Consider the following 23,506-nt stretch of genomic DNA (forward strand, 5'->3'; position numbering starts at 1 on the left):
TATTCCCACTCCACGAACAACGGCATGCCTGCAGACAACCAGAATTCACATCAGGCGAGCGTGCGGCTCGCTGTCGACGTTGGCGGCACCTTTACCGATACCGTCCTGCTGGCCGGCACGCGCCGCTACACCAGCAAAGTCCTGACAACGCCGGCCGCGCCCGAGAACGGCGTGATCCACGGCGTACAGGACCTCCTGGCCAGCGCCGGGCTCTCGCTGGCTCAAGTCGACCTCTTTATCCTCGGCACCACCCTTGCCACCAATGCGCTGATCGAACGCAAGGGCGCGCGTACCGCGCTGATCACCACGGCGGGATTCCGCGATCTGGTCGAGATCGGCTGGGAGGATCGTTTCGCGCAGTACGACATCTTCCTCGACAAGCCAGCACCGCTGGTGCCGCGCTACCTGCGCTTTGGCGTACCGGAGCGCGTCGACGGCCGCGGCAACACGCCGCTGTCCCTCGACGAGGAGGCCGTGGCCGCGCTGGTGCCGCAGTTCGAGGCGCAGGGCGTGGAAAGCGTGGCCGTCGCCTTCCTGCACAGCTATGTGAATCCCGCGCACGAGCAGCGGGTGCGCGCCATCCTGGGCGAGCTGGCACCGCATCTGTGGGTCTCGCTGTCTTCCGACGTGTGCCCGGAGATCCGGGAGTACGAACGTTTGTCCACCACCAGCGCCAATGCCTACGTCCAGCCGCTGGTGGCGGGCTATCTCGGACGCCTGCGCGAGCGCGTCGCGGCGTTGGGCCTGCGCAGTCCGCTCTTCCTGATGACATCGGGCGGCGCCATTACCAATATCGAAGCGGGCATCGCGCAGCCGGTGCGGCTGGTCGAATCCGGTCCCGCCGGGGGCGCCATCCTGTCGCGCCGGGTGGCGGAGCAGGGTGGCATCGGGCGCGCGCTGTCCTTCGACATGGGTGGCACGACCGCCAAGATCTGCTTTATCGACGACTACCAGCCGCAGATCTCGCGTAGTTTCGAATTCGGCCGCATGCACCGGCACCTCAAGGGATCGGGCTTGCCGATCCGCATCCCGGTGATCGAGATGGTGGAGATCGGCGCGGGTGGCGGATCGATCGCCCGCATCGACGCGCTGGGCCGCGTGCAGGTTGGCCCGGATAGTGCCGGTTCCGAGCCCGGCCCGGCCAGCTATGGCTTGGGTGGCAGCGCCGCCACGGTGACCGACGCCAACTGCGTGCTGGGCCTGCTGGATCCGCAGCGCTTTGCCGTGGGCAAGGTGGAGCTGCAGCCGGAGCTCGCGCGTGTTGCGCTTGGCACCGATATCGCGCATGGACTGGGTACGACACCGGAGTTCGCCGCGCTGGCGGTGACCGAGATCGTGACGGAGAACATGGCGAACGCTGCCCGCGTCCATGCCACAGAGCTCGGCAAGACGGTGGAGGACTACACCCTGATCGCGTTTGGCGGCGCCGCGCCATTGCATGCGGCGGCACTGGCCAGGCGGCTCGGCATCCACCGCGTGATCGTTCCCCAATCCGCCGGGGTAGGGTCGGCGCTGGGTTTCCTGTGGGCACCGATTGCCTATCAGGCGGTGCGCAGCTTTTATCAACGCCTTGACGCCTTCGACGCAGCGGCAGTCAATGCCGTGCTCGGGCAGTTGGCGGCCAGCGCGCGGGATATCGTCAGCCAGGCCGCACCCGGCCAGGCGTTGGGCGAACAGCGCCTGGCGTACATGCGCTATGCAGGCCAGGGGCACGAAATTCCCGTGCCCCTGCATGCACAGGTTCTGCGCGCGGCAGATGCGGCGGCGCTGGGCGAGAGCTTCGAGCGTGCCTATGCCGCCCTGTACGGCCGCACCTTGCCCGGCAACCCGGTCGAGATTATCAGCTGGTCGATCAATGTGAGTACCGCGCAGCCGGCGATTGCACGCGCGGGGCAGAGCGTGGCGGCGGGCGCCGCGGCGGTGGCCAGCGGTGGCCAGCGGATCCTGTTCGACGGCGAGCACGGTGCGGGGCGCGAAGTACCGGTGTACGAACGTGCCGCGTTGTCCGGCGGCTCGCCGATACACGGCCCCGCGCTGGTGGTGGAGGACGAAACCACGACCGTGGTGCCGGCTGGCTTTGCCTTCTCGCTGGATCCGGATGGCCATCTGGTGCTCGCGGCGTCGATACCCGTCCCGGCCCAAGCGGGCCTTACCGATCTTGTGGAGGTGGCGCAATGAGCCCGGCCAATCCCGTAGTCACCCATGCCGCGCTGCGCGGCACCATCCACGCCCAGTTGATGTGGAACCGGCTGCTGTCGGTCGTGGAGGAGCAGGCGCAGACCCTGATCCGCACGGCCTTTGGCACCTCCACGCGCGAAGCCGGGGATCTATCCGCCGGGGTGTTCCTGCCCGATGGCCGCATGATCGCGCAGGCGGTCACCGGCACGCCGGGGCACGTCAACTCGATGGCCGAATCGGTCAAGCACTTCCTGTTGGCATTTCCCGCCGCAACCATGGCCGAGGGCGATGTCTACCTTACCAACGATCCATGGAAGGGCACCGGCCACCTGTTCGACATGACCATGGTCACGCCGGTGGTGCGCGCGGGCCAGGTGGTGGCGCTGTTCGCCTCGACCCTGCACGTGGTCGATATCGGCGGTATCGGTGCGGGTCCGGATGGCACTCAGGTCTATCACGAAGGCCTGTTCCTGCCGATCCTGAAGCTGTTCGACGCCGGCCAGCCCAATGAAGCCGTGTTCGACATCGTGCGCGCCAACGTGCGCGAGCCGGTGCAGGTGATCGGCGACCTGCATGCGCTGGTTGCCTGCAACGAGATCGGCGGGCGCCGCTTGCGGACCATGATGGATGAGTTCGGACTCGGCGACCTGCATGCGGTGGGCGAGTACATCATCCGCCAGGCCGGCCAGGCCATGACCGCCGCGATCGCCGCATGGCCCCACGGCACCTGGCACAACAGCATGACCATCGACGGCTATGAAACGCCGATCACCCTGCAGGCCAGCCTGACCATTTCGCCGGACGGCATCGACGTGGACTTCACCGGCTCGTCGCCGGTGGTGGCGCGCGGCATCAATGTGCCCAAGGCCTACACCGACGCCTATACCTCGTTCGGCATCCGTTGCCTGATCGGCGCTGATATTCCCAACAACGCCGGCTCGCTGGCCCCCGTGCGCGTGCATGCGCCCGAGGGTTCGATCCTGAACGCGCCGTTTCCTTGCGCCGTGACCGCGCGCCACATCATCGGCCAGATGCTGCCGGACGTTGTGTTTGGCTGCCTGCGCCAGGCGCGCGCTGGCGTGGTGCCGGCCGAAGGTTCGTCGAGTCTGTGGAATATCCAGCTCTCGGGCGGCCAGCCGCTGGCCGGCGCTGGCGCAGGCGAGCTGCTGCAAGGCCGGCGCTTCGYCATCACCAGTTTCTCCACTGGCGGCACCGGCGCGCGTCCAGGCAAGGACGGGCTGTCCACCACGTCTTTCCCCAGCGGGGTGCGCAATGTGTCGGTGGAAATCCTGGAAACGGTGAGCCCGCTGGTGTTCTGGCGCAAAGAGTACCGTCCGGATTCGGGAGGCGCCGGGCAGCAGCGCGGCGGCCTGGGGCAGGTCATCGAGGTGGCCAACGCCGAAGGCGCGCCCATGGTGCTGGCTGCCGCGTGGGATCGCCTGCTGTTTCCGGCGCGGGGCGCCGATGGCGGCCTGGCTGGCGCGCCCGGCCGGGTCTCGCTTGCCTCTGGCCAGGCCCTGAGGGGAAAGGGCCGGCAACTGGTGCCGGGTGGCGAGCGCCTGGTGGTGGAAACGCCAGGCGGCGGTGGCATCGGCAACCCCGCGGCGCGCGATTCGGAGAAACTGGCGGCGGATCTGCGCAACGGCCTGGTCAGCGCCGCGCAGGCGAGCGCCAGCTACGGCTTGGATGCCGCGCCGGGCAATGCCGCATTGGCATGAAGGATTTGCCTCACCTCCCTACACCGGCTCGCGGCGCTGCCGCCGGCCCGGCGGTGCCCGGCACCGCCATCCATCCGCATTTTCATCAGGATTTCCCACTCATGTCTTCAAAGCCTTCGTTGCCCAAACTGCATGAACGCTTGCTGTCCGGTGTGTTGTCGGCAGTGCTGGTTGTCTCGCTAGGCATTGCCGCGCTGCCGATACCGGTCGCGCACGCCGCGCCCGCGCCAGCTCACGGTGGCACRCTCAACCTCTTGCTCAACTACGAGCCGCCCACGCTGGTGTCGCTTGCCAACGTGGCCACGCCCGCACTCAGCGTCAGTGCCAAGGTGACGGAAGGCCTGCTGGAATACAACTACGACCTGACCCCGCGCCCGCAACTGGCCACCTCGTGGAGCATCAGCCCGGACGGCAAGCAGTACACCTTCCATCTGCGCAAGGGCGTCAAGTGGCACGACGGCAAGGACTTCAGCTCGGCCGATGTCGCGTTCTCTATCCTGCTGCTCAAGAAGGTCCACCCGCGCGGCAGCAGCACCTTCGCCAACGTGACGGAGGTGAAAACCCCCGATCCCTACACCGCGATCATCGTGCTGTCCAGGCCCGCGCCTTACCTGATCAAGGCGCTGGTGGCCACCGAATCACCGATCGTGCCCAAGCATATCTACGAGAACACGGACGCCATCGGCAATCCCAACAACAATGCCCCGATCGGCACCGGCCCCTTCCGTTTCAAGGAATGGGTGCGCGGCAGCCACATCGTCTATGAGCGCAACCCGGACTATTGGGACAAGCCCAAGCCCTATGTGGACCGCATCGTGGTGAAGTTCATCCCCGATCCGGCCGCGCGCGCCATTGCCTTCGAGACCGGCGCGGTGGACCTGGGCTACCGCACACCGGTACCGCTGTCCGATCTGGCGCGGCTGAAGAAGGTGCCCAAGCTGATGTTCGAGACGAAGGGCAACAGCTACTCCTTCAATGTGACGCGACTGGAGTTCAATCTCGACAATCCGTACTTCAAGAACCTGAAAGTGCGCCAGGCGGTGGCACAGGCCGTCAACCGAGATGTGGTGCTGAACACGGTCTACTACGGCTACGGCACCCGAACCGCATCGCCGATCGCTCCCGGCCTGAGCGCGTTCCACGACAATACGCCCACGCCTTACCCATTCGACACGAAAGCGGCCGACAAGCTGCTGGATGAGGCCGGCTATCCACGCAAAGGCGGCGCTCCGCGCTTTCGCGTCACGCTGGATTACAACCCCATCAGCGAGGACAGCAAGCGCCTGGCCGACTACCTGCGCTCGGCGCTGGGCAAGGTCGGCATCGACGTGACCATCCGCTCGCAAGACCTGCCGGCCTTCGTCAAGCGCATCTATACCGAACGCGACTACGATTTCACTGTCAATGGCGCGAGCAACCTGTTCGATCCCACCGTCGGCGTGCAGCGTTTGTATTGGTCCAAGAACTTCAAGAAGGGCGTGCCGTTCTCCAACGCAACCCACTACAGCAATCCAGAGGTGGACCGGTTGCTGGAGGACGCCACTTCCGAGATCGACCCCGCCAGGCGGGTGGCGCAGTTCAAGCAGTTCCAGCAGATCGTCGGCAAGGAGGTGCCCGATCTGAACCTCGTGTCGCCGCAGTTCATCACCATCGCCAACACGCGGGTACATGACCATTCGCTGACCGCCGACGGGGTCGAGTCCAACCTCGCCAACGTCTACCTGGACAAATAGTCCGGCCGACCGGGCGCCACACCATGCCAACCTTGCTACGAATCGGATCGGCGCTGCGGCGCACGCTATGGCGCGCGCTGCCCACCGCCCTGGGCGTGATCGTCTTCAACTTCCTGCTGCTGCAGCTGGTGCCCGGCGATGCCGCCGACGTGCTCGCGGGTGAGTCCGGCTCGGCCACCGAGCAGACCATGGCGTTGATACGGGCCCGTTTTGGCCTGGACCAGCCGGTGCTGCACCAGTTGCTGGCCTACCTGGGCCACCTGGCGCGCTTCGACCTGGGTTTCTCGCCGCGCTACAACATGCCGGTGGCGGACCTGATCCTGGTGCGCCTGCCCAATACGCTGCTGCTGACGGGCGCCGCGCTGTGCATCGCGCTGGTGCTCGGCGTGGCTTGCGGCGCTGCCATGGCCGCGCGCGTGGGCACCTGGGTGGACCGCGCGCTCTCGCTCGCGGCGCTGCTGCTGTACTCGGTGCCAGGCTTCTGGATCGGGTTGATGGCAATCGTGCTGTTCTCGGTCCATCTGGGCTGGCTGCCCAGCGAAGGCACCGGCACCATCGGCGCGGAGCTGGGCGGGTGGGCGCGGCTTGGCGACGTGGCCAGCCACCTGGTGCTGCCGGCACTGGCAATGTCGACGTTCTTCATCGCCATCTACGCGCGCCTGACGCGCGCCGCCATGCTCGAGGTACAGCGCCAGGACTTCGTGCGCACCGCTGCTGCCAAAGGGCTGCATCCGCTGCGGGTATCCGTGCGCCACGTGCTGCGCAATGCGCTGCTGCCGATCACGACGGTGGCCGGCATGCACTTTGGCGCCTTGTTGGGCGGCACGGTGGTGATCGAGACGGTATTCAGCTGGCCCGGGCTGGGCCGCTTGGCGCTGGAGGCGGTGATGGCGCGGGATTTCAGCGTGCTGCTCGGCGTGCTGTTGCTGTCGTCCTTCCTGGTGGTGCTTGCCAATGTGCTGGTCGACCTCTTGCAAGCATGGCTGGACCCGCGCATCAAGAATGCCTGACGCACCAAGCACGGCATGGCGGGATCGCCGATCAACCGAATCGCGGAGCGCCATACAAGGCGCGTATTGATATGAGTTCCATGTCTTCCTCCGGGCCGGCCGGCGCGGCTGGCACCGCCAACACCACCTCCGTGGACGTATCGCAGGCGGGCACTGCGCGCATGCGCGCGCTGCGCATTTTCCTGCGCAACCCGGCCGCGCTGGGCGGCGTACTGGTGCTGCTGACGATGGTGTCAATGGCCGCGCTCGCCGGCGTGCTGTTTCCCGGCGATCCGCTTGACATGGTGGGCCAGCCCTTCCTGTGGCCCGGCGCAGATCCCGCCTTCCCGTTCGGCACCGACTCGCTCGGCCGCGATGTGCTGGCCGGCATCGTGCACGGGGCGCGCGTGTCGCTGCTGGTGGGGCTGGCGGCGGCGTCGCTGAGCCTGTTGATTGGCATGCTGGTGGGCGCCGTGGCAGGCTACTTCGGGCACGCGGCCGACGCCGTGCTGAGCCGGCTGATCGAGCTGGTGCAGACGGTGCCGAGCTTCTTGCTGGTGATCGTGATCGTGGCCATCGGCAGTCCGTCTGTCACCACCATTGCGCTGGCGATCGGGCTGGCCTCCTGGCCCACGGTGGCGCGCCTGGTGCGCGCCGAGTTTCGTACCCTGCGGGAGGCGGATTTCGTGCTGGCCGCGCGCAGCGTGGGCTACCGCAGCAGCCGCATCATCGTTGCCGAGATCCTGCCCAATGCGCTGCCACCGGTGATCGTCACCACCTCGGTCATGGTGGCCAGCGCCATCCTGATCGAATCGGCACTCTCATTCCTGGGCATGGGAGATCCCAATGTCGTGAGCTGGGGCAGCATGATCGGCGCCGGCCGCGAGGTGCTGCGCAGCGCCTGGTACCTGAGCGCGCTGCCGGGGACCGCCATCATCCTGACCGTGCTGGCGCTGAACCTGGTGGGCGATGCACTCAACGATGCGCTCAACCCTCGCCTGCGGCATGACTGAGATATGACTGTGACCGATGCCAGAAAGGCCGGCCGTGGCCTTGCCGCCGTGCATGCGGGCGCACTAGGGGAGAGCGCATGAGCGCACTGTTGGAAGTCGAGCAACTGGAGATCCGCTTCGGTACCCAGCCCGTGGTGCATGACCTGAGCTTTGCCATCGAAGCCGGGCAGACCCTCGCGCTGGTGGGCGAGTCGGGCTGCGGCAAATCGGCCACCGCGCTGGCACTGATGCAGCTATTGCCAGCTCCTGGGCGAATCAGCGGGGGAAGCATCCGCTTTGCCGGGCAGTCTTTGCTGGGCTTGCCGCCACCGGCGCTGCGCGACCTGCGGGGGCGCGCCATGTCGATGATTTTCCAGGAACCGATGAGTTCGCTCAATCCGGTGATGCCGGTGGGCCACCAGATTGCCGAAGTGCTGCGCCGGCACCAGGGCTTGTCGCGCCGCGCCGCGCGCGCGCAGGCCATCGAGCTGCTGGACCTGGTGCGCATTCCCGCCCCGGCGCAGCGTGTGGATGCCTATGCGCACAATCTGTCGGGCGGCCAGCGCCAGCGCGTGATGATCGCCATGGCGATCGCCTGCAAGCCGCAGCTGCTGATTGCCGACGAGCCCACTACCGCGCTCGATGTGACCATCCAGGCCGAGGTACTGGCCCTGCTGGATACGCTGCGGCGCGAATTGTCGATGGCGTTGCTGCTGATCACCCATGATCTCGGCCTGGTGGAGCAATGGGCCGACCGCGTGGTGGTGATGTACGCCGGTCGAAAGATGGAAGAGGCGCAGGCGGGCGAGCTGTTCGCAGCCCCGGCCCACCCATACACGCGCGGCCTGCTCGACGCCTCGCTGCGGCTGGATCAGGGCAGGTTCTATCGCGACACCCGGCTTGCCGAGATTCCCGGCAGCGTGGAGTCCGCGCGGCAGGCTGTCGGCTGCCCCTTCGCGCCGCGCTGCGCGCAGGCGCAGGCGCAGTGCCTGGTACGGCCGCCAAGGCCAGAACCGCTGCGCACAGCGGTATACGAACAGTGCAGCGTTGCGCCGCCGGGCGCAACGCTGCACCACGTGGCCTGCGGGCCCGCTCACCGCGGTGCCGCACCAGGCTATGCTCAGAGCGAGAAACAGGATACTCATGCCGCTGTTGTCAGTCATTGATCTGCATACCCGCTACGCCACCCGCGCGGGCGTTACCCATGCGGTAAGGGGTGTGTCCTTTGACATTGCCGCAGGCGAAACCGTGGGGCTGGTAGGCGAGTCCGGCTGCGGAAAATCGACCCTCGGAAAGACGCTGCTGCAACTGGTGCCCGCCACTTCCGGACGCGTGCTGCTCGACGGTGTGGACCTGGGCGCCTTGAAACCGGGGCCGCTACGCGCATTGCGTCCCCGCGTCCAGATGATCTTCCAGGACGCTTACGCGTCCCTCAACCCGCGCCGCAGCGTGCGCGACACGCTGGAGACGATACTGCGTGTGCATGGCGTGTCCAACGCGAGGGAGCGCTTGCGGCAGGTGGCGCTGATGATCGACCGGGTGGGCCTGCCGCTGTCGGCGCTGGGGCGCTATCCTCACGAGTTTTCCGGCGGCCAGCGCCAGCGCATCGGCATCGCGCGCGCCTTGCTGCTGCAGCCCGACCTGGTGGTCTGCGACGAGCCGGTTTCGGCGCTCGATGTGTCGATCCAGGCCCAGATCCTGAACCTGCTGGTTGACTTGAAGCGCGAGTTTGGCCTGGCCTACCTGTTCATTTCGCACGATCTCGCCGTGGTGCGCTATCTGGCTGACCGCGTCATGGTGATGCAGGCGGGGCAGATCGTCGAAAACGCGCCGCAGGAGCAGCTCTGGAATTCTCCGGTGCATCCCTACACGCGCGCACTGATTGCGGCCGAGCCCGCGCCTGCACGCCGGGCGCGCGCGGCCTAGCCAAGCCGGGCGGGGTTCCGGGCCCTACCTGGAGTCGCGCATATCCATATCCGAAACCCTTTCTTGTGATCGTCTGGGCGATCCAGCAAGATCCCCGCTTCCCCTTCACTTGCCTCGGTGCGTAGCCCGCATGAATTCCGTTTTCCGCTTCCCGTTTTTTCCCCAAATCGCAGCCGCCGCCTTGCTTTGCCTGGCGGCGGGCGCCGCCCATGGCGATGCCACGCTAGACAAGATCAAGCAGCGCGGCAGGATCAGCGTCGGCATCGACGGCGCCAGCCCGCCGTTTGGCTTCATGGACACAGCTACCGGCAAGGTTGGCGGCTACCAGACCGACCTGGCGAGCGATATCGCCAAGCGCCTGGGGGTGCAACTGGAGACCGTATCCGTTACCGCCAACACGCGCGTCCAGTTTCTCAATACCGGCAAGGTTGACCTGTTGATCGCCAATATCCAGTGGACACAGGAGCGCAGCGAGATCCTCTCTTTCGCGCCAACGCCCTATGACCTCATCGGTGGCGCCGCCATGGTGGCCAGATCGAGCGGCATCCATCGCTGGGAGGATTTGCGCGGCAAGATCGCGTGCGTATCGCAAGGCAGCAATTTCGCCAGGCCGCTGCAGGAAACCTACGGTGCCATCGTCAAGGGGCTGCGTGGCATTCCCGAATCGTTGCTGGCCCTGAAGGGCGGCTCCTGCGCTGCCTCCGTGCATATCCAGCCGGCGCTCTACCAGACGCTGCATGGCCAGGGCGCTGCCGAATGGAAGGACTATGAGCTTGCCACGCAGGACCAGCTGATCCCGTCACCCACTGTGGTCTGGATGCGGCGCGGCGAGACCGATACGCAGGCGTTCGTCGACCAGGCCATCCGCGACTGGCACCGCTCCGGCCTGCTGCTGCGGACCGCGCGCAAGTATGGCGTGCCGGATGCCTACATCAAGACCCGTAACCAGAAGGCGCAGCAGGGCGAATTCGACCATGCGCCCTTCGAGCAATCCAGGAAGTGACATTGCAGATGCTGAAGACCTTGCGTTCCCACTCCCACTCCCACTCCCATTCCCGTTTCCGTTTCCGTTTCCCCTCGCGTGGCGTGCGTGCCGCGCTGCTGGCCGGCCTTGCCCTGGTGGCCACTGCCGCGCATGCCGATGCCACGCTCGACAAGATCAGGCAGCGCGGCAAGCTCGTGGTCGGCGTGATCCTGTCCGGCCCGCCCTTTGGCACCATCGACCCGGCCACGCAAAAGCACATTGGCTATAACGTGGAGTTGTCCGAAGGCGTGGCCAGGGGCCTTGGCGTAACACTGGAGACCATCCAGGTGCAGCCTTCGAACCGCGTGCAGTTCCTCCAGCAGGGCAAGGTCGACATCCTGATCGCCAACATGCAATGGACGCAGGAGCGCAGCGAGATCCTGTCCTTCGTGCCCACGCCCTTTGAGGAGGTCGGTGGCGCGGCCATCGCCAGGAAGGGTAGCGGCATGGCCAGGTGGGAAGACACAAAAGGCAAGCCGGTCTGCGTTTCGCAGGGCAGCAACTTCACCAAGCCGTTGGCCGAGCAGTATGGCGCGCAGATCAAGGCCTTTCGCGGCCAGCCGGAGTCGCTGCTGGCGCTCAGGGGCGGCAATTGCGTGGCGGCGGTGCATGTGAGTCCGACGCTGCGCGACCTGGTGGAGAACAACGCCGACTGGAAGGACTACGAGATCGTTTCGCCACGCGACCTGATCCCGTCGCCATCGGTGATCTGGGTGCGCAAGGGCGAGACCGATACCCAGGCCGCCATCGACCGCATCGTGCAGGACTGGCATCGCACCGGCTGGCTGATTGCCGTAGAAAGAAAGAACGGCATGACGCCCACGCCGCTGCTGCGCCAGCTGCACGAGAAGTTTCGCAAGACTCCCGCCTGAGGCGACATGCACATGGCAGAGAATCGCTACAGCGCAGACAGCCTGCGCACCCAGGCCGAGACCATCCTGACTCTCGGTGCCGGTCTCTGCGCAGGCTCGGCAATGCCGCGTTCCCGGCCATTTCAGTGCAGCGCGCCCGCGCCTTCTCGGATGTCCTGCTCCACAGCTAGCGTGGTCGCCACGATTACGCGGACGCCGGCAATCAGCGTATCGAGCGCAAGGCTGGGAGCGCCCGGATGGCGGGCCGCCATTTCAGGCAGATAGGGTACGTGGACGAAGCCGCCGCGCAGGCTGGGCCGGCACTCGGCGATGTAATGCGATAGCCCATAGAAAATCGCGTTGCAGTTGTACGTGCCGGCGGTTTGCGACACCGAGGCGGGCACGCCATGTTGACGGAGCGCGCTGACAATGGCCTTGATCGGCAGGGTGGAGAAATAGGCCGCTGGCCCGTCGCTGACCACCGGTTCGTCGACAGGCTGGCGCCCTTCATTGTCGGGGATCCGTGCATCGACCACATTGATCGCGACGCGCTCTATCGAGATATCGCTGCGGCCGCCGGCCTGTCCGAGGCAAATGACCACGGTCGGATCAAGCTCCTCGATGGCGCGCTGCAGGACCTGGTTCACCTTACCGATCACACACGGCAGTTGACGGGCGACGATGCTTGCCCCATTGATGGACTCGCCGTCGAGCGCACGTGCCACTTCCCATGACGGATTGATTGTCTCGCCATCGAAGGGTTCGATGCCGGTGAGCAAAATCTTGGTCATTGCGGTCTCCAAACCTCGCTAGGTGGTAGATCCGCAAGGATAGACCTGCGGGTATGAATTCTTGAAATGGATAATCAATATCCGTAGTATTGGAATCATGAATTTAGCTTCCATCGACCTGAACCTGCTGGTGGCCTTCGAGGCAGTGTTCGAAACGCGTAACGTCACGCTAGCCGCGCAGCGTTTGCACAGAGCCCAGCCGTCGGTCAGCAACGCGCTGAGCCGCCTGCGCACGCTGTTTCAAGACGAACTGTTCATGCGGACCGCGGCCGGCATGGTGCCAACCGAACGGGCCATGGCCCTGATGCCGTCCATCGGCCACGCACTGACGCAGATCCGCGAGGTGCTGGACCAGGGCGCCGGCTTCGATCCCGCGACGGCTAGGGGCAAGCGCTTCACCATCGCCGCCAGCGACTATGCCGATATTGTGGTCGTGCCACATATATTGGCGCGGCTGCGTCGCCTGGCGCCGCACACCGACCTGCGCGTCGCCAAGCTCGATCGCGCTGCCATCTACAAGCAACTGGATGAAGGCGTGCTGGACATGGCCATCGGCGGCCACCTGGCGCCGCCAAAGCGCATGCTTGTCACCCATCTGTATGAGGAGCAATTCGTTTGCATCGCTGACCGCCGCCATCCGCGCCTGCGCCGGCACGCGCTGGATCTGCAGACCTTCATCGAGTTGCCGCATGCGCTGTTCGTGCCGAGCGATGACGGTTCCACCCGCGGCGTGATCGATGAGAACCTGGCCAGGCTGGGAGTCAGGCGACGCGTGGCGGCGACCTTCGCCCACATTATTGCGTTGCCCTATGCCGTGCAGAACACCGACCTCCTCGCAACGCTCGCGCGGCGAGCAGCGTTGCGATTGGCAGGCCGGCAGATCGCGCTGCATGCGCTGCCGCCGGAACTGGGCGAAAACGCGTTCAGCATAGACATGGTCTGCAGCCGCCGCGTGCTGGGTAATGCCGCGCTTGAGTGGCTACGCCGCATCGTCGGCGAAGCGGTGGGCGATATGGAGAGGAAGGACACGGTCTAGCTGCCGCGCATGCAGCGGTTAGCCAGGCTCGCATTCGTCCCGGCCTAGCCTTGGGGATTGTGCATTGTGGCCATTTCGGCTCTTGTTCTGGCGGCGCCTCACGGAGAAAAGTGAAGAAAGCGCTATCTCGATGTGGTCGGTTGGTAGGCCGTCTCCATCTGGGCTTGGGGGCGAGATGGCACACGTCGGAGGCAATGCACTTGCATTGATGTGGTAAGGCGATTGCATTACTATGCAGGGCATCCACCCCTTTGACAGGAGAGCCCCATGGCTGCCACCCTCGAAGTCGAATCCACGCTGACTGACCGCTATCAGACCACGGTGCCGGAAACCGTGCGCCGCGCCCTGCGGCTGGGCAAGCGCGACAAGATCCACTATACGATCCGCCCCGGCGGCGAGGTCGTGCTGACGCGCGCCGAAGCTTCCGAGGGAGACGATCCGGTGCTGGGCAACTTCCTGAGTTTCCTTGTCAGCGACATTGCCAGCCATCCGGAGCGCCTGCAGGCCGTCGATGCCGGTTTTGTGCGGCGCATCCAGTCGCTGGTCGGTGGCATCGAAGTTGATCTTGATGCCGCCCTTTCGGCAGACGATGAATGAGCGCGAGTCAGCCTGCGCCTTTGGTCATCAACGGTTGGACCGTTTTCGCCCATCCCTTGTTTCTCGCTCAACTTGAGGGGCTGACCCAACAAGTCGAAGCGCTTAAGCAAAGAGACCCAACCGGGTACGTGAAGAAGAACGCCAGCAAGCGGCTGGCGGCGATCACGAGGTTGGCGTTCGAGGGGATCGCGCAGGACCCGGCACGGCCGGAATACCGGCAGGGCGGCACTCTCGGCGACGATCACAAACATTGGTTCCGGGCCAAGTTCTTTCAACAGTACCGGCTGTTCTTCCGCTACCACGCGCAAAGCAAGGTAATCGTATTTGCCTGGGTCAACGACGAAGACACCAAGCGCGCCTTCGAGAGCAGTGACGACGCCTACCGCGTGTTGCGCAAGATGCTGGAAAGTGGCCACCCTCCGGACGACTGGAATCAGCTACTGGCCGAGGCGCGCGCAGAAGGTCTGCGCTTGCGGCGGATGGCTGCGGGAGCAGCGCAGGTGCAGCCTTGAATCGCCGGAAGGCTTGGCTTGTGAGGCGGGCTCAGCGCGAATCGATGGTGCCGCTCGGCGCTGGTGGTATGTCGTTGCGGGCCGCGGCCAAGGTTGCCGGCGGCGGTGCGCCGGTGATCTTGGGTACGCACTCCGTGTGGAACCAGGCGGCGGTGACGGGCTCGCCGGCCAGCATGCGCTTGATGGGCGGCACGACTTGCTCGCCGATCAGCATGCCGAGCAGCCCGATCAGCGCGACCACGGGCGGGGCGGGCGAGCGGACCTGCAGCAAGGCGTAGATGATGCCGACGAGGATGCCGGCGCCAAGCGAAACGATATAGAGCTTCATCGCATTTCCAGTGTTCTGTGTTCTGTGTTCAGTGATCAGTGTTCAGCGTGGGTTGCCGAGCTCGCGGCATGGCCAGACTCATGCCGTTTGCCCGGCGGCGCGGCGGGAGAGGTCTTCCCACGCCACCAGTACAAAGCCGCCGACCAGGCCGATATGCTCGAAAAAGGCGTTGGCCATCATGAACTGCTCGGCTGGCGGCGCCGCCCAGAAGCGGTTGGCCAGCAGGGTCGCCAGCAGCGTGAAGACCGCCAGCGCCAGCGCGCCGAGCCAGCGATAGATGCCACACAGGATCATCAGCGACGCGCCCAGCTCCAGCGCGATCACCGCGGCGGCCAGCGGCGCCGCCGGCGCGAGGCCGAAGTGCTGCATCTCGCCGATGGCGCCGGCGAAGTCCATGGCCTTGACCAGGCCACCTTGCAGGTAGGCGGCGCACAGCGCCAGCAATGCAAGCCAGCGCAGCCAGGACGGGAGCGGGACGGCGCCCGCCGCGCAAGGGTGGGTGGAGGCAGAAGGGCGCATCTTGGAGTCTCCCTGGCAGGATGCGTGGATCGGACGCGCGTCTCAGAAGGCCCAGCAGGAACAGCCGAGCGCGCCCCAGAATGTGCTTTCGTCCGACGCAGGCACGCCGGCCGTCCACGCGTTCGCATGGCCGTGGCCGTGCACGCCGCAGGCACTGGCGCAGGCGCACGCGGTGTTGAGCGCGAGCGCTTTGGCCTGCGGCCGTGGCTGGTAGCCGCCAGCGTGGCGCACCGGCGACCAGTCCGGCATGGCGGGCGGCAGCGCCGGCGCGAGCTTGTCAAAATCGCCGTCGCCATACACCACCTTGCCGCCCAGCACGGTCATCACCGAGGTGATGTCCTGGATATCGTCTCCGGGCACGCTGAAGTAGTCGGCGGAGAGCACCGCCAGGTCGGCCAGCTGGCCGGCCTTGATCTGGCCCTTCTTGCCTTCCTCGGAGGAGAACCAGGTGTTGGCTTCGGTCCACAGCCGCAGCGCCGTTTCGCGGTCGAGCAGGTTGGCTTGCGGATACATCGACAGCCCGCCCACCGTCTTGCCGGTCGTCAGCCAGTACAGCGACACCCACGGGTTGTATGAGGCCACGCGCGTGGCGTCGGTGCCGGCGCCGACCTTGACACCGCGCTCGAGCATGCGCTTGATCGGCGGCGTGGCCTCGGCCGCGCGCGCGCCGTAGCGCTCGACGAAATACTCGCCCTGGTAGGCCATGCGGTGTTGCACGGCGATGCCGCCGCCCAGCGCCGCGATGCGGTCGATGTTGCGGTCCGTGATGGTCTCGGCGTGGTCGAAGAACCAGTGCAGGCCGTCGAAGGGCACGTCCTTCGCCACCTTCTCGTAGACATCCAGCGCGCGCGAGATGGTCTCGTTGTAGGTGGCGTGCAGGCGCCAGGGCCAGCGGTTCTCCGCCAGCAGGCGGATCACCGGCTCCAGGTCGCCTTCCATCGACGGCGGCATGTCGGGCCGCTCGACGCGGAAGTCCTCGAAGTCGGCGGCGCTGTAGACCAGCATCTCGCCGGCGCCGTTGTGGCGATACAGGTCGTCGCCCTGGCCGGGCTTGATCTGCTTGGACCAGCCGCTGAAATCGCTGAGTTCGTCCTTGGGCTTCTGCGTGAACAGGTTGTAGGCCAGGCGCACCGTGAGCTGCCCGTCTTTGTGCAGCTCCTCGATGATGTGGTAGTCCTCGGGGTAGTTCTGGTAGCCGCCGCCAGCGTCGATGACGCCGGTCACGCCAAGACGGTTCACCTCGCGCATGAAGTGGCGCGTGGAGTTCTTCTGGTATTCGGGCGGCAGCTTGGGGCCCTTGGCCAGCGTGGCGTAGAGGATCGTGGCGTTTGGCTTGGCGAGCAGCAGGCCCGTGGGATTGCCGGCCTTGTCGTGCACGATCTCGCCGCCCGGCGGGTTCGGCGTGTCCTTGGTATAGCCCACGGCGCGCAGGGCGGCGCCGTTGAGGATGGCTCGGTCGTACAGGTGCAGGATGAACACAGGCGTATCCGGCGCCGCCGCATTCAGCTCCTCGATGGTCGGCAGGCGTTTTTCGGCGAACTGATGCTCGGTAAAGCCGCCGACCACGCGCACCCACTGCGGCGCGGGCGTGCGCGCCACCTGGTCCTTGAGCATGCGCATGGCATCGGCTAGCGAGCGCACGCCGTCCCAGCGCAGCTCCATGTTGTAGTTCAGCCCGCCGCGAATAATGTGCATGTGGCTGTCGATCAGCCCGGGAATCGCGCGGCGGCCTTGCAGGTCGACCACCTTGGTGGCGGCGCCGGCCAGTTGCATGATCTCGTGCCGGGTGCCGACGGCGATGAACTTGCCGTCGCTGATGGCCACGGCTTCGGCCTGCGGATTGGCGCGGTCGAGCGTTGCGAACTTGCCGTTGACGAGGATGAGCTCGGGCGTGCTGGTTTGGGTCATGGCGAAACTCCGGCTGGCGGCAGCCGCGCCGAGCGCGGCGGCGCCGGCGATGAACTGGCGGCGGGTCAGTGAGACGGAAGGCGAGGGGGACCGGGGGGCATCGGATGCAGACACGCCGTCCCGGCCTGTCTGCTGGTCGCGGGACGGCGTGTTCATCAGGCCGAGAGGAAGGCCAGCAGGTCGGCGTTGACCTTGTCGGCTTCCACCACGCACATGCCATGCGCGCCACCCGGGTAGACCTTCAGCGTGGCGTTCTTGACGATCTTGGCGCTGAGCTTGCCCGCATCGTCGATCGGCACGATCTGGTCGTCATCACCGTGCAGGATCAGCGTCGGCACATCGATCTTCTTCAGATCCTCGGTGTAGTCGACTTCCGAGAATTCCTTGATGCACAGGTACTGGCCCAGGATGCTGCCGGTCATGCCCTGCGCCCAGAACGCATCGATGGTGCCTTGCGAGACCTTGGCGCCGGGACGGTTGAAGCCGAAGAAGGGCACCGCCAGATCCTTGAAGAACTGCGAACGGTTTTCAGCCGTGTTCTTGCGGATGCCGTCGAACACGTCCATCGGCAGGCCGCCGGGGTTGGACGGGGTCTTGACCATGATGGGCGGCACCGCGCCGATCAGCACGGCCTTGGCCACGCGCCTGGTGCCGTGGCGGCCGATGTAGTGGGCCACCTCGCCACCGCCGGTGGAATGGCCAACCAGCGCCGCACCCTTCAGGTCCAGCGCTTCGATCACCGCTGCCAGGTCGTCGGCATAGGTGTCCATGTCGTTGCCCTTGGCGGGCTGGTCGGAGCGGCCATGGCCACGGCGGTCATGCGCGATCACGCGGAAGCCGTGCTGCACCAGGAACAGCATCTGCGCGTCCCAGGCGTCGGCATTCAACGGCCAGCCGTGCGAGAACACGACCGGGCGGCCGGTGCCCCAGTCCTTGTAGTAGATCCGGGTGCCATCCTTGGTGGTAACGGTGTTCATGCTGCGTGCTCCGGTATGGTGGGATGCGGCGTGGCCCTGCGGCTTGCCGGCGGCAACGGCGGCGGTGCTGCCCAGGGCCGCGAGGGCGGCGGCACCGGCCGTGCTGGCGCCGGAAACCAGCAGCTCGCGCCGCGCTGGGTTCTGGGCCATGCCTTGCTGATTGGATTGCGCGCTCATGCTTGTCTGCCCGAGAGATAAGGGTGGTGTTGGCGGCGAATCAGCGGGCCGGTACCGGCGCGAGCGACTCGTGCGGCGTGGCGGTACGTTGCTCGGCCTTGTGCACCATGGTGTAGGCATAGTCCACGCCCATGCCGTAGGCACCCGAGTGTTCCTTGACCAGTTTCATCACGGCGTCATAGCTGTCACGGTGCGCCCAGTCGCGCTGCCATTCGAGCAGCACCTGCTGCCAGGTCACCGGTACCACGCCGGCCTGCACCATGCGCTGCATGGCGTAGTCATGCGCTTCCTTGCTGGTGCCGCCGGAGGCATCGCCAACCATGTAGATCTCGTAGTCGCCTTCGAGCATCGCGCACAGGGCGAAGGTGGTGTTGCAGACTTCGGTCCACAGGCCGGCGACGACGACCTTCTTGCGGCCGTTGGCTTTCAGCGCGTCGCGCACCTTCTGGTCGTCCCACGAGTTCATCGAGGTGCGTTCCAGCGTCTTCTGGCCGGGGAATACGTCGAGCAGTTCGGGGTAGGTATAGCCCGAGAACGACTCGCTCTCCACCGTGGTGATGGTGGTGGGAATATTGAAGATCCTGGCCGCCTTGGCCAGCCCAACCACATTGTTCTTCATGGCCTGGCGATCCATCGACTGCACGCCGAAAGCCATTTGCGGCTGATGATCGATGAAGATCAGCTGGCTGTTCTGAGGGGTCAGCACTTCTAGCTTGGGATTGGTCATGATTCTCTCCTGAAGTTGGGTTGGCAGGATCGTGCCGGCATGGCGCGGCACAGGCCACGGACGGCCGATTCCTGGTCGGGTGCAGCGCGGGAGTGTGGCGGAGCTCTGCGCAAGCACCTCGAACGAAGGTTAAAGGGGCATGGTGCTCATCGCCATTGTCTCTTCGTATTAGTCAGCCGTTGTGGGGCGTAGATGGGCAGGGCGGGCTGCTGCTGGTCAGGCGCGGATCAACGCGCCCGCGTTCGGGAATCCCGTGGAATTCCCGTCCTTTGACGCAGATATGGCCAAGACCCGGAAAGGAGATGGGCGCAGCGCCGGGCCAAGCGCCGTTCCGCGCAGCGTCCGGGCCAGGAATATCTGCCGCCAGGTCAGCGCAAGGCTAGGCGCAGGGGCAGGGTGCGTCTATTGCCCTTTGGTATGAGGCGATCATACCGGCGAGCCCGGCCAGAAACTGGCCCGCCTCGGTGCGGAGATTACAGTGGGAGAGGGCGAAGATCAGTCACGTTGCGGCAATGCACTTGCGACTGCCTGTGCGCTTTGCTTCCAGCTCGACACCGTCATGCCAAAGTGCTTTCTGAACCAGAAAGCGAAAGCGCTGGGGCTTGAGAAGCCGAGCAGATCGGCGAGTTCGGCAAGGGAGCGATCGCTGTCGAGGATCTGGCGGGAGGCGAGTTCCGCTCGGACCGCCTGGAGCAGTGACAAAAAGCTTGTGCCTTCCGCAACGAGCCGGCGATGCAAAGTTCGGCGATCCACGCCAAGGTGCTTCGCCACCTGGTCCGACGTACACCTGCCCCCGGGCAACATGGCAATCACGACCTGCCGAACGGTGTGCGTCGCACTCTCCTCGGATCCAGACAGGGCCTGGTCGAGAAAGCGACGGACATAGGGCGTCATACGGTAGTCATTGGCCGGCATGGGCGCAGCGAGGTCCTTTGCCGCACAGACGATGCCATTGAAACTCGCATTGAATTCAACCACGGAGCCAAACAGCGCTTTGTGACACGTAGCACCGTGCGGTTGACGATGCTCGAAACAGATGCTTCGGGGCCGCCAGGTTGGCCCCAGTAGTTCCTGGATCGCGCGGTATAGCACGCCCACGGCCATTTCAATGGACTGCCGCACCGGGTACTTGCCGGTGACCAGGATCTCTTCGCGAATCAATACGGCATCGCCAAAGTCTTCGATGCTAGTCAGCAGCGCCGCATTGATCAGGCGCATATAGCGACACAGGTTGTCCAGTGCCTGCCTGGCATCGGGTGCTTCACGCATCACAAAACTGATCGGGCCCAGGTTGGCCAGCCGCCGGTCCATGGCCAGCCGCAAGCCGAAGTCTTCCACCCCTGCCATCGATGCGCTGTCCTCAAGCAGCTGGCGTACCGCCATGGAAGTGACCGGCATGTCGGGATCGAGAAGGCTTCGAGGACTCAATCCCACCTTGCGCAGCATCGCCTCAGGGTTGAGTCCATGGTGGCGCGCCAGTTCCATGTAGCCGGTAAGACTGGCGCTTCGGATCAAGGGCGTGTAGCCGGGCATGGGTGTGTCCCAATTTAGATATTGAATGTCCCAAATAATACATCGCATTTGGTCTTGCAGAGATAGTCTTTCGATGTGGATCTGATGTGGATCTGATCCCCGATGTCCGGCGGTGCGAGATCGATGGCACACAGCGTGGCTTCAGTCTTCAAGCCGGACCTCATGCGCAGACGCGAGCTGTTGACAGACCCGAGTCCCAGCACAAACTCAAATCGAAATCCATCATGACAACGTCCACTGTGCTTATCGTCCCCGGCCTGCGTGACCAGGTTGCCGACCATTGGCAGACATTACTGGCTGAGCAACTGCCCGGTGCACGCACAGTGCCGCCGATGGGGCGCGAGAACCTGGACTGTTCTCGCCGTGTCGCGGCAATTGAGCAGGCGGTGGCAGACATTGGCGGCCCTGTACTGCTGGTCGCCCACAGCGGTGGCTGCATCATGCTTGCCCACTGGGCCCTGACAACCGCACACGCAGCACGCATCAAGGGCGCATTGCTGGCATGTCCGCCTGACTTTGAACGCCCCATGCCGGAAGGCTACCCGACACTCTCCGCGATTAAGTCTAGTGGCTGGCTCCCGGTACCACGCCAGCGGCTTCCGTTTCCCAGCCTGGTCGCTACCAGCCAAGACGATCCGCTGGGCGATCTGCCCAGGGTGATCGAACTCGCGCAGGCCTGGGGCAGTGACACGGTGGACCTGGGCAAGGTCGGCCATCTGAACCCGGCATCTGGCTATGGGCCCTGGCCGATGGCCTCGCAGTTGATCGAGCGGCTTGACACAGGGCGCCGCTCTAGCCGTTCCGAGCCCACGTTGCAGCACTGACCGGGCAAGCATCAAGCATTGGCGGCAGCTCTCAACGCAAGAGCGGCCCGACCACCGCTACGCGCCGCATGTAGCGGGGCGTGCCCACCGCGACTTTGAGTCCCGCAAGACGACGGGCCCGTCCGTGGTGGTGATTTGAACAAAAAAACGAAGGAGACAAACCATGCATATCAAACCGCTGACGTGCGCCATCGGTGCCGAGCTTGTGAACGTGAACCTGGCAGACGCCGTGCACGACGATGGGCTGTTCGCCGAGATCAGGGCCGCGCTGCTCAAGCACAAGGTGCTGTTCCTGCGCGACCAGGACATCACGCGCGCCGAGCATGTGGGCTTCGCGCGCCGCTTCGGCGAGCTCGAGGACCACCCCGTGGTCGGCAGCGACCCGGATCACCCGGGCCTGGTGCGCATCTACAAATCGCCAGAGGCTCCCAACGACCGTTACGAGAACGGCTGGCACTGCGACGCCACCTGGCGCGAGACGCCGCCAATGGGCTGCGTGCTGCGCTGCGTGGAATGCCCGCCGGTGGGCGGCGACACCATGTGGGCCAACATGGCGCTGGCCTACGAGAAGCTGCCCGACCAGGTCAAGCTCCAGATCGCCGGCCTGCGTGCGCGGCACAGCATCGAAGCCACGTTCGGTGCGGCCATGCCGATTGAGAAACGCCTGGCACTCAAGGCCCAGTACCCGGATGCCGAACATCCCGTGGTGCGCACCCATCCCGAGACCGGCGAGAAGGTGCTGTTCGTCAACGGCTTCGCCACCCATTTTTCGAACTTCCACACGGCGGCCAACGTGCGCTACGGCCAGGACTTCACCCAAGGCGGATCGGCGCTGCTGCAGTACCTGATCGGCCAGGCCTTGATCCCCGAGTATCAGGTGCGCTGGCGCTGGAAGCCGAACAGCATCGCCATCTGGGACAACCGCTCGACGCAGCACTACGCCGTGATGGACTACCCGCCCTGCCATCGCAAGATGGAGCGCGCCGGCATCATCGGCGACAAGGTGTTCTGACTTGGTGTTCTGACCCTCACTCCCGCTAGCCCTATCCCTTTCTTCTTTCCCCCTGGAGACACGCCATGAACTTTCTCGATGGACACCTGTTCCCCGAAAACCAGCAACCACTCATCATCACGGCCGCGCCCTACGCGCCGTCCTATGTCCCCTCTGACTTTCCCGAGGACATCCCGGTGACGATGGAGGCGCAGATCCAGAAGGCCGTGGATTGCTACAACGCGGGTGCCACGGTGCTGCACCTGCACGTACGCGAACTCGATGGCCGCGGCTCCAAGCGGTTGTCCAAATTCAACGAGCTGGTCGCCGGCGTGCGCAAGGCCGTGCCCGAGATGATCATCCAGGTGGGTGGTTCGATCTCCTTCGCGCCAGAGACCGATGGCGCCGCCGCCAAGTGGCTCTCCGACGATACGCGCCACATGCTGGCCGATCTCGACCCCAAGCCCGACCAGGTCACCGTGACTGTGAACACCTCGCAGATGAATGTGCTGGAGCACTTCGATTACGAAGACCTGCGCGGCACGTCGATGGAAGATCCGGCCACCTTTCAGGCTTACAAGGAAATGACGGTGCCCTCGCAGCCAGGCTGGGTCGAGGAGCACATCCGCCGCCTGTCGGCTGCCGGCATCCAAAGCGCTTTCCAGTGCTACAACATCAACAGCTTCGAGTCGGTCGAGCGCCTGATGCGCAGGGGCATCTACAAAGGCCCGCTGGTCATGAACTGGGTGGCCATCAGCGGTGGCATGGACGCGCCCAACATCTACAACATGGCCAACATCGTGCGCGCCGTGCCCGATGGCGCAGTGCTGACGGTGGAAAGCTCCGTGCTCAACGTGCTGCCGATCAACATGATGGGCATCGCCATGGGCCTGCATGTGCGCTGCGGCATCGAGGACAACCTCTGGAACCAGCAGCGCTCCAGTAAATTCAGCACGGTCCAGCAGATCGAGCAACTGGTGCGCATTTCACATGAGTTCGGCCGCCCGATCGCCACCGCGCAGCAGGCGCGCGAGATTTCCAAGATCGGCGTGTTCTACGACACCGTGGAGGCGTCCCTGGCGGCCAACGGCTTCGCGCCCAACCGCATCGGCCGCCAGCAGGGCCACCTGCGCAAGGTCGCCTGAGCGCCGCCACGCCCTGGCTCACGACGACGA

Annotated in this window: 22 protein-coding genes; 15 read left to right on the forward strand and 7 right to left on the reverse strand. The window is 65.3% G+C overall.

Features of this window, described 5'->3' with window-relative positions; genetic code table 11:
- Nucleotides 1–24: 24 nt before the first annotated feature.
- The 9 genes from AC1DQR_RS33780 to AC1DQR_RS33820 all read left to right on the forward strand — a co-directional run bounded on the left by AC1DQR_RS33780 (nucleotide 25) and on the right by AC1DQR_RS33820 (nucleotide 11,432).
- Entirely contained in the window at nucleotides 25–2,178 is a 2,154-nt protein-coding gene (locus AC1DQR_RS33780) for a hydantoinase/oxoprolinase family protein (protein WP_477134586.1), read from the forward strand.
- Nucleotides 2,175–3,896 (forward strand): hydantoinase B/oxoprolinase family protein, encoded by a 1,722-nt coding sequence (locus AC1DQR_RS33785; protein WP_477134587.1) that lies wholly within the window; start codon nucleotides 2,175–2,177, stop codon nucleotides 3,894–3,896. Before AC1DQR_RS33780 ends, AC1DQR_RS33785 begins: the two co-directional genes overlap by 4 nt.
- A gap of 101 nt (nucleotides 3,897–3,997) precedes the next feature.
- On the forward strand, nucleotides 3,998–5,629 hold the full coding sequence (locus tag AC1DQR_RS33790) for an ABC transporter substrate-binding protein (protein WP_416052640.1): 1,632 nt from the start codon (nucleotides 3,998–4,000) through the stop codon (nucleotides 5,627–5,629).
- A gap of 23 nt (nucleotides 5,630–5,652) precedes the next feature.
- Nucleotides 5,653–6,639 (forward strand): ABC transporter permease, encoded by a 987-nt coding sequence (locus tag AC1DQR_RS33795; RefSeq protein WP_416052639.1) that lies wholly within the window; start codon nucleotides 5,653–5,655, stop codon nucleotides 6,637–6,639.
- Between the two features lie 161 nt (nucleotides 6,640–6,800).
- On the forward strand, nucleotides 6,801–7,631 hold the full coding sequence (locus AC1DQR_RS33800) for an ABC transporter permease (protein ID WP_416053263.1): 831 nt from the start codon (nucleotides 6,801–6,803) through the stop codon (nucleotides 7,629–7,631).
- A 77-nt stretch (nucleotides 7,632–7,708) separates the two neighbouring features.
- Entirely contained in the window at nucleotides 7,709–8,776 is a 1,068-nt protein-coding gene (locus AC1DQR_RS33805) for an ABC transporter ATP-binding protein (protein ID WP_477134588.1), read from the forward strand.
- On the forward strand, nucleotides 8,754–9,536 hold the full coding sequence (locus AC1DQR_RS33810) for an ATP-binding cassette domain-containing protein (protein WP_477134589.1): 783 nt from the start codon (nucleotides 8,754–8,756) through the stop codon (nucleotides 9,534–9,536). Before AC1DQR_RS33805 ends, AC1DQR_RS33810 begins: the two co-directional genes overlap by 23 nt.
- A gap of 130 nt (nucleotides 9,537–9,666) precedes the next feature.
- A complete protein-coding gene (locus AC1DQR_RS33815; RefSeq protein WP_416052638.1) occupies nucleotides 9,667–10,539 on the forward strand; it encodes a transporter substrate-binding domain-containing protein in 873 nt (290 codons plus the stop codon).
- Nucleotides 10,527–11,432, forward strand: a complete 906-nt coding sequence (locus tag AC1DQR_RS33820; protein WP_477134596.1) for a transporter substrate-binding domain-containing protein — start codon at nucleotides 10,527–10,529, stop codon at nucleotides 11,430–11,432. Before AC1DQR_RS33815 ends, AC1DQR_RS33820 begins: the two co-directional genes overlap by 13 nt.
- 122 nt (nucleotides 11,433–11,554) lie before the next feature.
- Here AC1DQR_RS33820 and pcp read toward each other — a convergent pair whose 3' ends face one another.
- A complete protein-coding gene (gene pcp / locus AC1DQR_RS33825) occupies nucleotides 11,555–12,202 on the reverse strand; it encodes a pyroglutamyl-peptidase I (protein WP_416052637.1) in 648 nt (215 codons plus the stop codon).
- A gap of 97 nt (nucleotides 12,203–12,299) precedes the next feature.
- Here pcp and AC1DQR_RS33830 point away from each other — a divergent pair, with 97 nt between their 5' ends.
- From AC1DQR_RS33830 to AC1DQR_RS33840, 3 genes are all read left to right on the forward strand, one after another.
- Nucleotides 12,300–13,238 carry a LysR family transcriptional regulator gene (locus AC1DQR_RS33830; RefSeq protein ID WP_416052636.1) on the forward strand — a complete coding sequence of 313 codons (939 nt, stop codon included), beginning with the start codon at nucleotides 12,300–12,302 and terminating at the stop codon, nucleotides 13,236–13,238.
- Between the two features lie 267 nt (nucleotides 13,239–13,505).
- Complete coding sequence (locus tag AC1DQR_RS33835) at nucleotides 13,506–13,835, forward strand: type II toxin-antitoxin system PrlF family antitoxin (RefSeq protein ID WP_416052635.1); 330 nt, start codon at nucleotides 13,506–13,508, stop codon at nucleotides 13,833–13,835.
- Nucleotides 13,832–14,347 (forward strand): type II toxin-antitoxin system YhaV family toxin, encoded by a 516-nt coding sequence (locus AC1DQR_RS33840; protein WP_416052634.1) that lies wholly within the window; start codon nucleotides 13,832–13,834, stop codon nucleotides 14,345–14,347. Before AC1DQR_RS33835 ends, AC1DQR_RS33840 begins: the two co-directional genes overlap by 4 nt.
- A 31-nt stretch (nucleotides 14,348–14,378) precedes the next feature.
- Here AC1DQR_RS33840 and AC1DQR_RS33845 read toward each other — a convergent pair whose 3' ends face one another.
- The 6 genes from AC1DQR_RS33845 to AC1DQR_RS33870 all read right to left on the reverse strand — a co-directional run bounded on the left by AC1DQR_RS33845 (nucleotide 14,379) and on the right by AC1DQR_RS33870 (nucleotide 20,516).
- Nucleotides 14,379–14,675 carry a XapX domain-containing protein gene (locus AC1DQR_RS33845; RefSeq protein ID WP_416052633.1) on the reverse strand — a complete coding sequence of 99 codons (297 nt, stop codon included), beginning with the start codon at nucleotides 14,673–14,675 and terminating at the stop codon, nucleotides 14,379–14,381.
- Between the two features lie 78 nt (nucleotides 14,676–14,753).
- Nucleotides 14,754–15,194, reverse strand: coding sequence for a DoxX family protein (locus AC1DQR_RS33850; RefSeq protein WP_416052632.1), 441 nt, complete (start codon nucleotides 15,192–15,194; stop codon nucleotides 14,754–14,756).
- 42 nt (nucleotides 15,195–15,236) lie between these two features.
- Nucleotides 15,237–17,102: an amidohydrolase gene (locus tag AC1DQR_RS33855; RefSeq protein WP_253930547.1), complete on the reverse strand. Its 1,866-nt coding sequence runs from the start codon at nucleotides 17,100–17,102 to the stop codon at nucleotides 15,237–15,239.
- 155 nt (nucleotides 17,103–17,257) lie between these two features.
- Nucleotides 17,258–18,079, reverse strand: a complete 822-nt coding sequence (locus AC1DQR_RS33860) for an alpha/beta fold hydrolase (RefSeq protein ID WP_416053261.1) — start codon at nucleotides 18,077–18,079, stop codon at nucleotides 17,258–17,260.
- A 217-nt stretch (nucleotides 18,080–18,296) separates the two neighbouring features.
- Nucleotides 18,297–18,983: a hydrolase gene (locus AC1DQR_RS33865; protein ID WP_416052631.1), complete on the reverse strand. Its 687-nt coding sequence runs from the start codon at nucleotides 18,981–18,983 to the stop codon at nucleotides 18,297–18,299.
- Nucleotides 18,984–19,478: 495 nt separating this feature from the next.
- The gene (locus AC1DQR_RS33870; RefSeq protein ID WP_416052630.1) at nucleotides 19,479–20,516 is read right to left on the reverse strand and encodes an AraC family transcriptional regulator; all 1,038 of its coding nucleotides are present in this window, start codon (nucleotides 20,514–20,516) and stop codon (nucleotides 19,479–19,481) included.
- Between the two features lie 224 nt (nucleotides 20,517–20,740).
- On the opposite strand from AC1DQR_RS33870, the gene AC1DQR_RS33875 reads away from it, so the two are divergent.
- The 3 genes from AC1DQR_RS33875 (at nucleotide 20,741) to AC1DQR_RS33885 (ending at nucleotide 23,476) form a co-directional block, all read left to right on the forward strand.
- Nucleotides 20,741–21,340 carry an RBBP9/YdeN family alpha/beta hydrolase gene (locus AC1DQR_RS33875; protein ID WP_416053260.1) on the forward strand — a complete coding sequence of 200 codons (600 nt, stop codon included), beginning with the start codon at nucleotides 20,741–20,743 and terminating at the stop codon, nucleotides 21,338–21,340.
- A gap of 163 nt (nucleotides 21,341–21,503) precedes the next feature.
- Nucleotides 21,504–22,352 (forward strand): TauD/TfdA dioxygenase family protein, encoded by an 849-nt coding sequence (locus AC1DQR_RS33880; protein ID WP_416052629.1) that lies wholly within the window; start codon nucleotides 21,504–21,506, stop codon nucleotides 22,350–22,352.
- Between the two features lie 65 nt (nucleotides 22,353–22,417).
- Nucleotides 22,418–23,476 carry a beta-keto acid cleavage family enzyme gene (locus AC1DQR_RS33885; RefSeq protein WP_477134590.1) on the forward strand — a complete coding sequence of 353 codons (1,059 nt, stop codon included), beginning with the start codon at nucleotides 22,418–22,420 and terminating at the stop codon, nucleotides 23,474–23,476.
- Nucleotides 23,477–23,506 lie beyond the last annotated feature (30 nt).

It is taken from the genome of Cupriavidus sp. 05L411 (assembly GCF_056398045.1).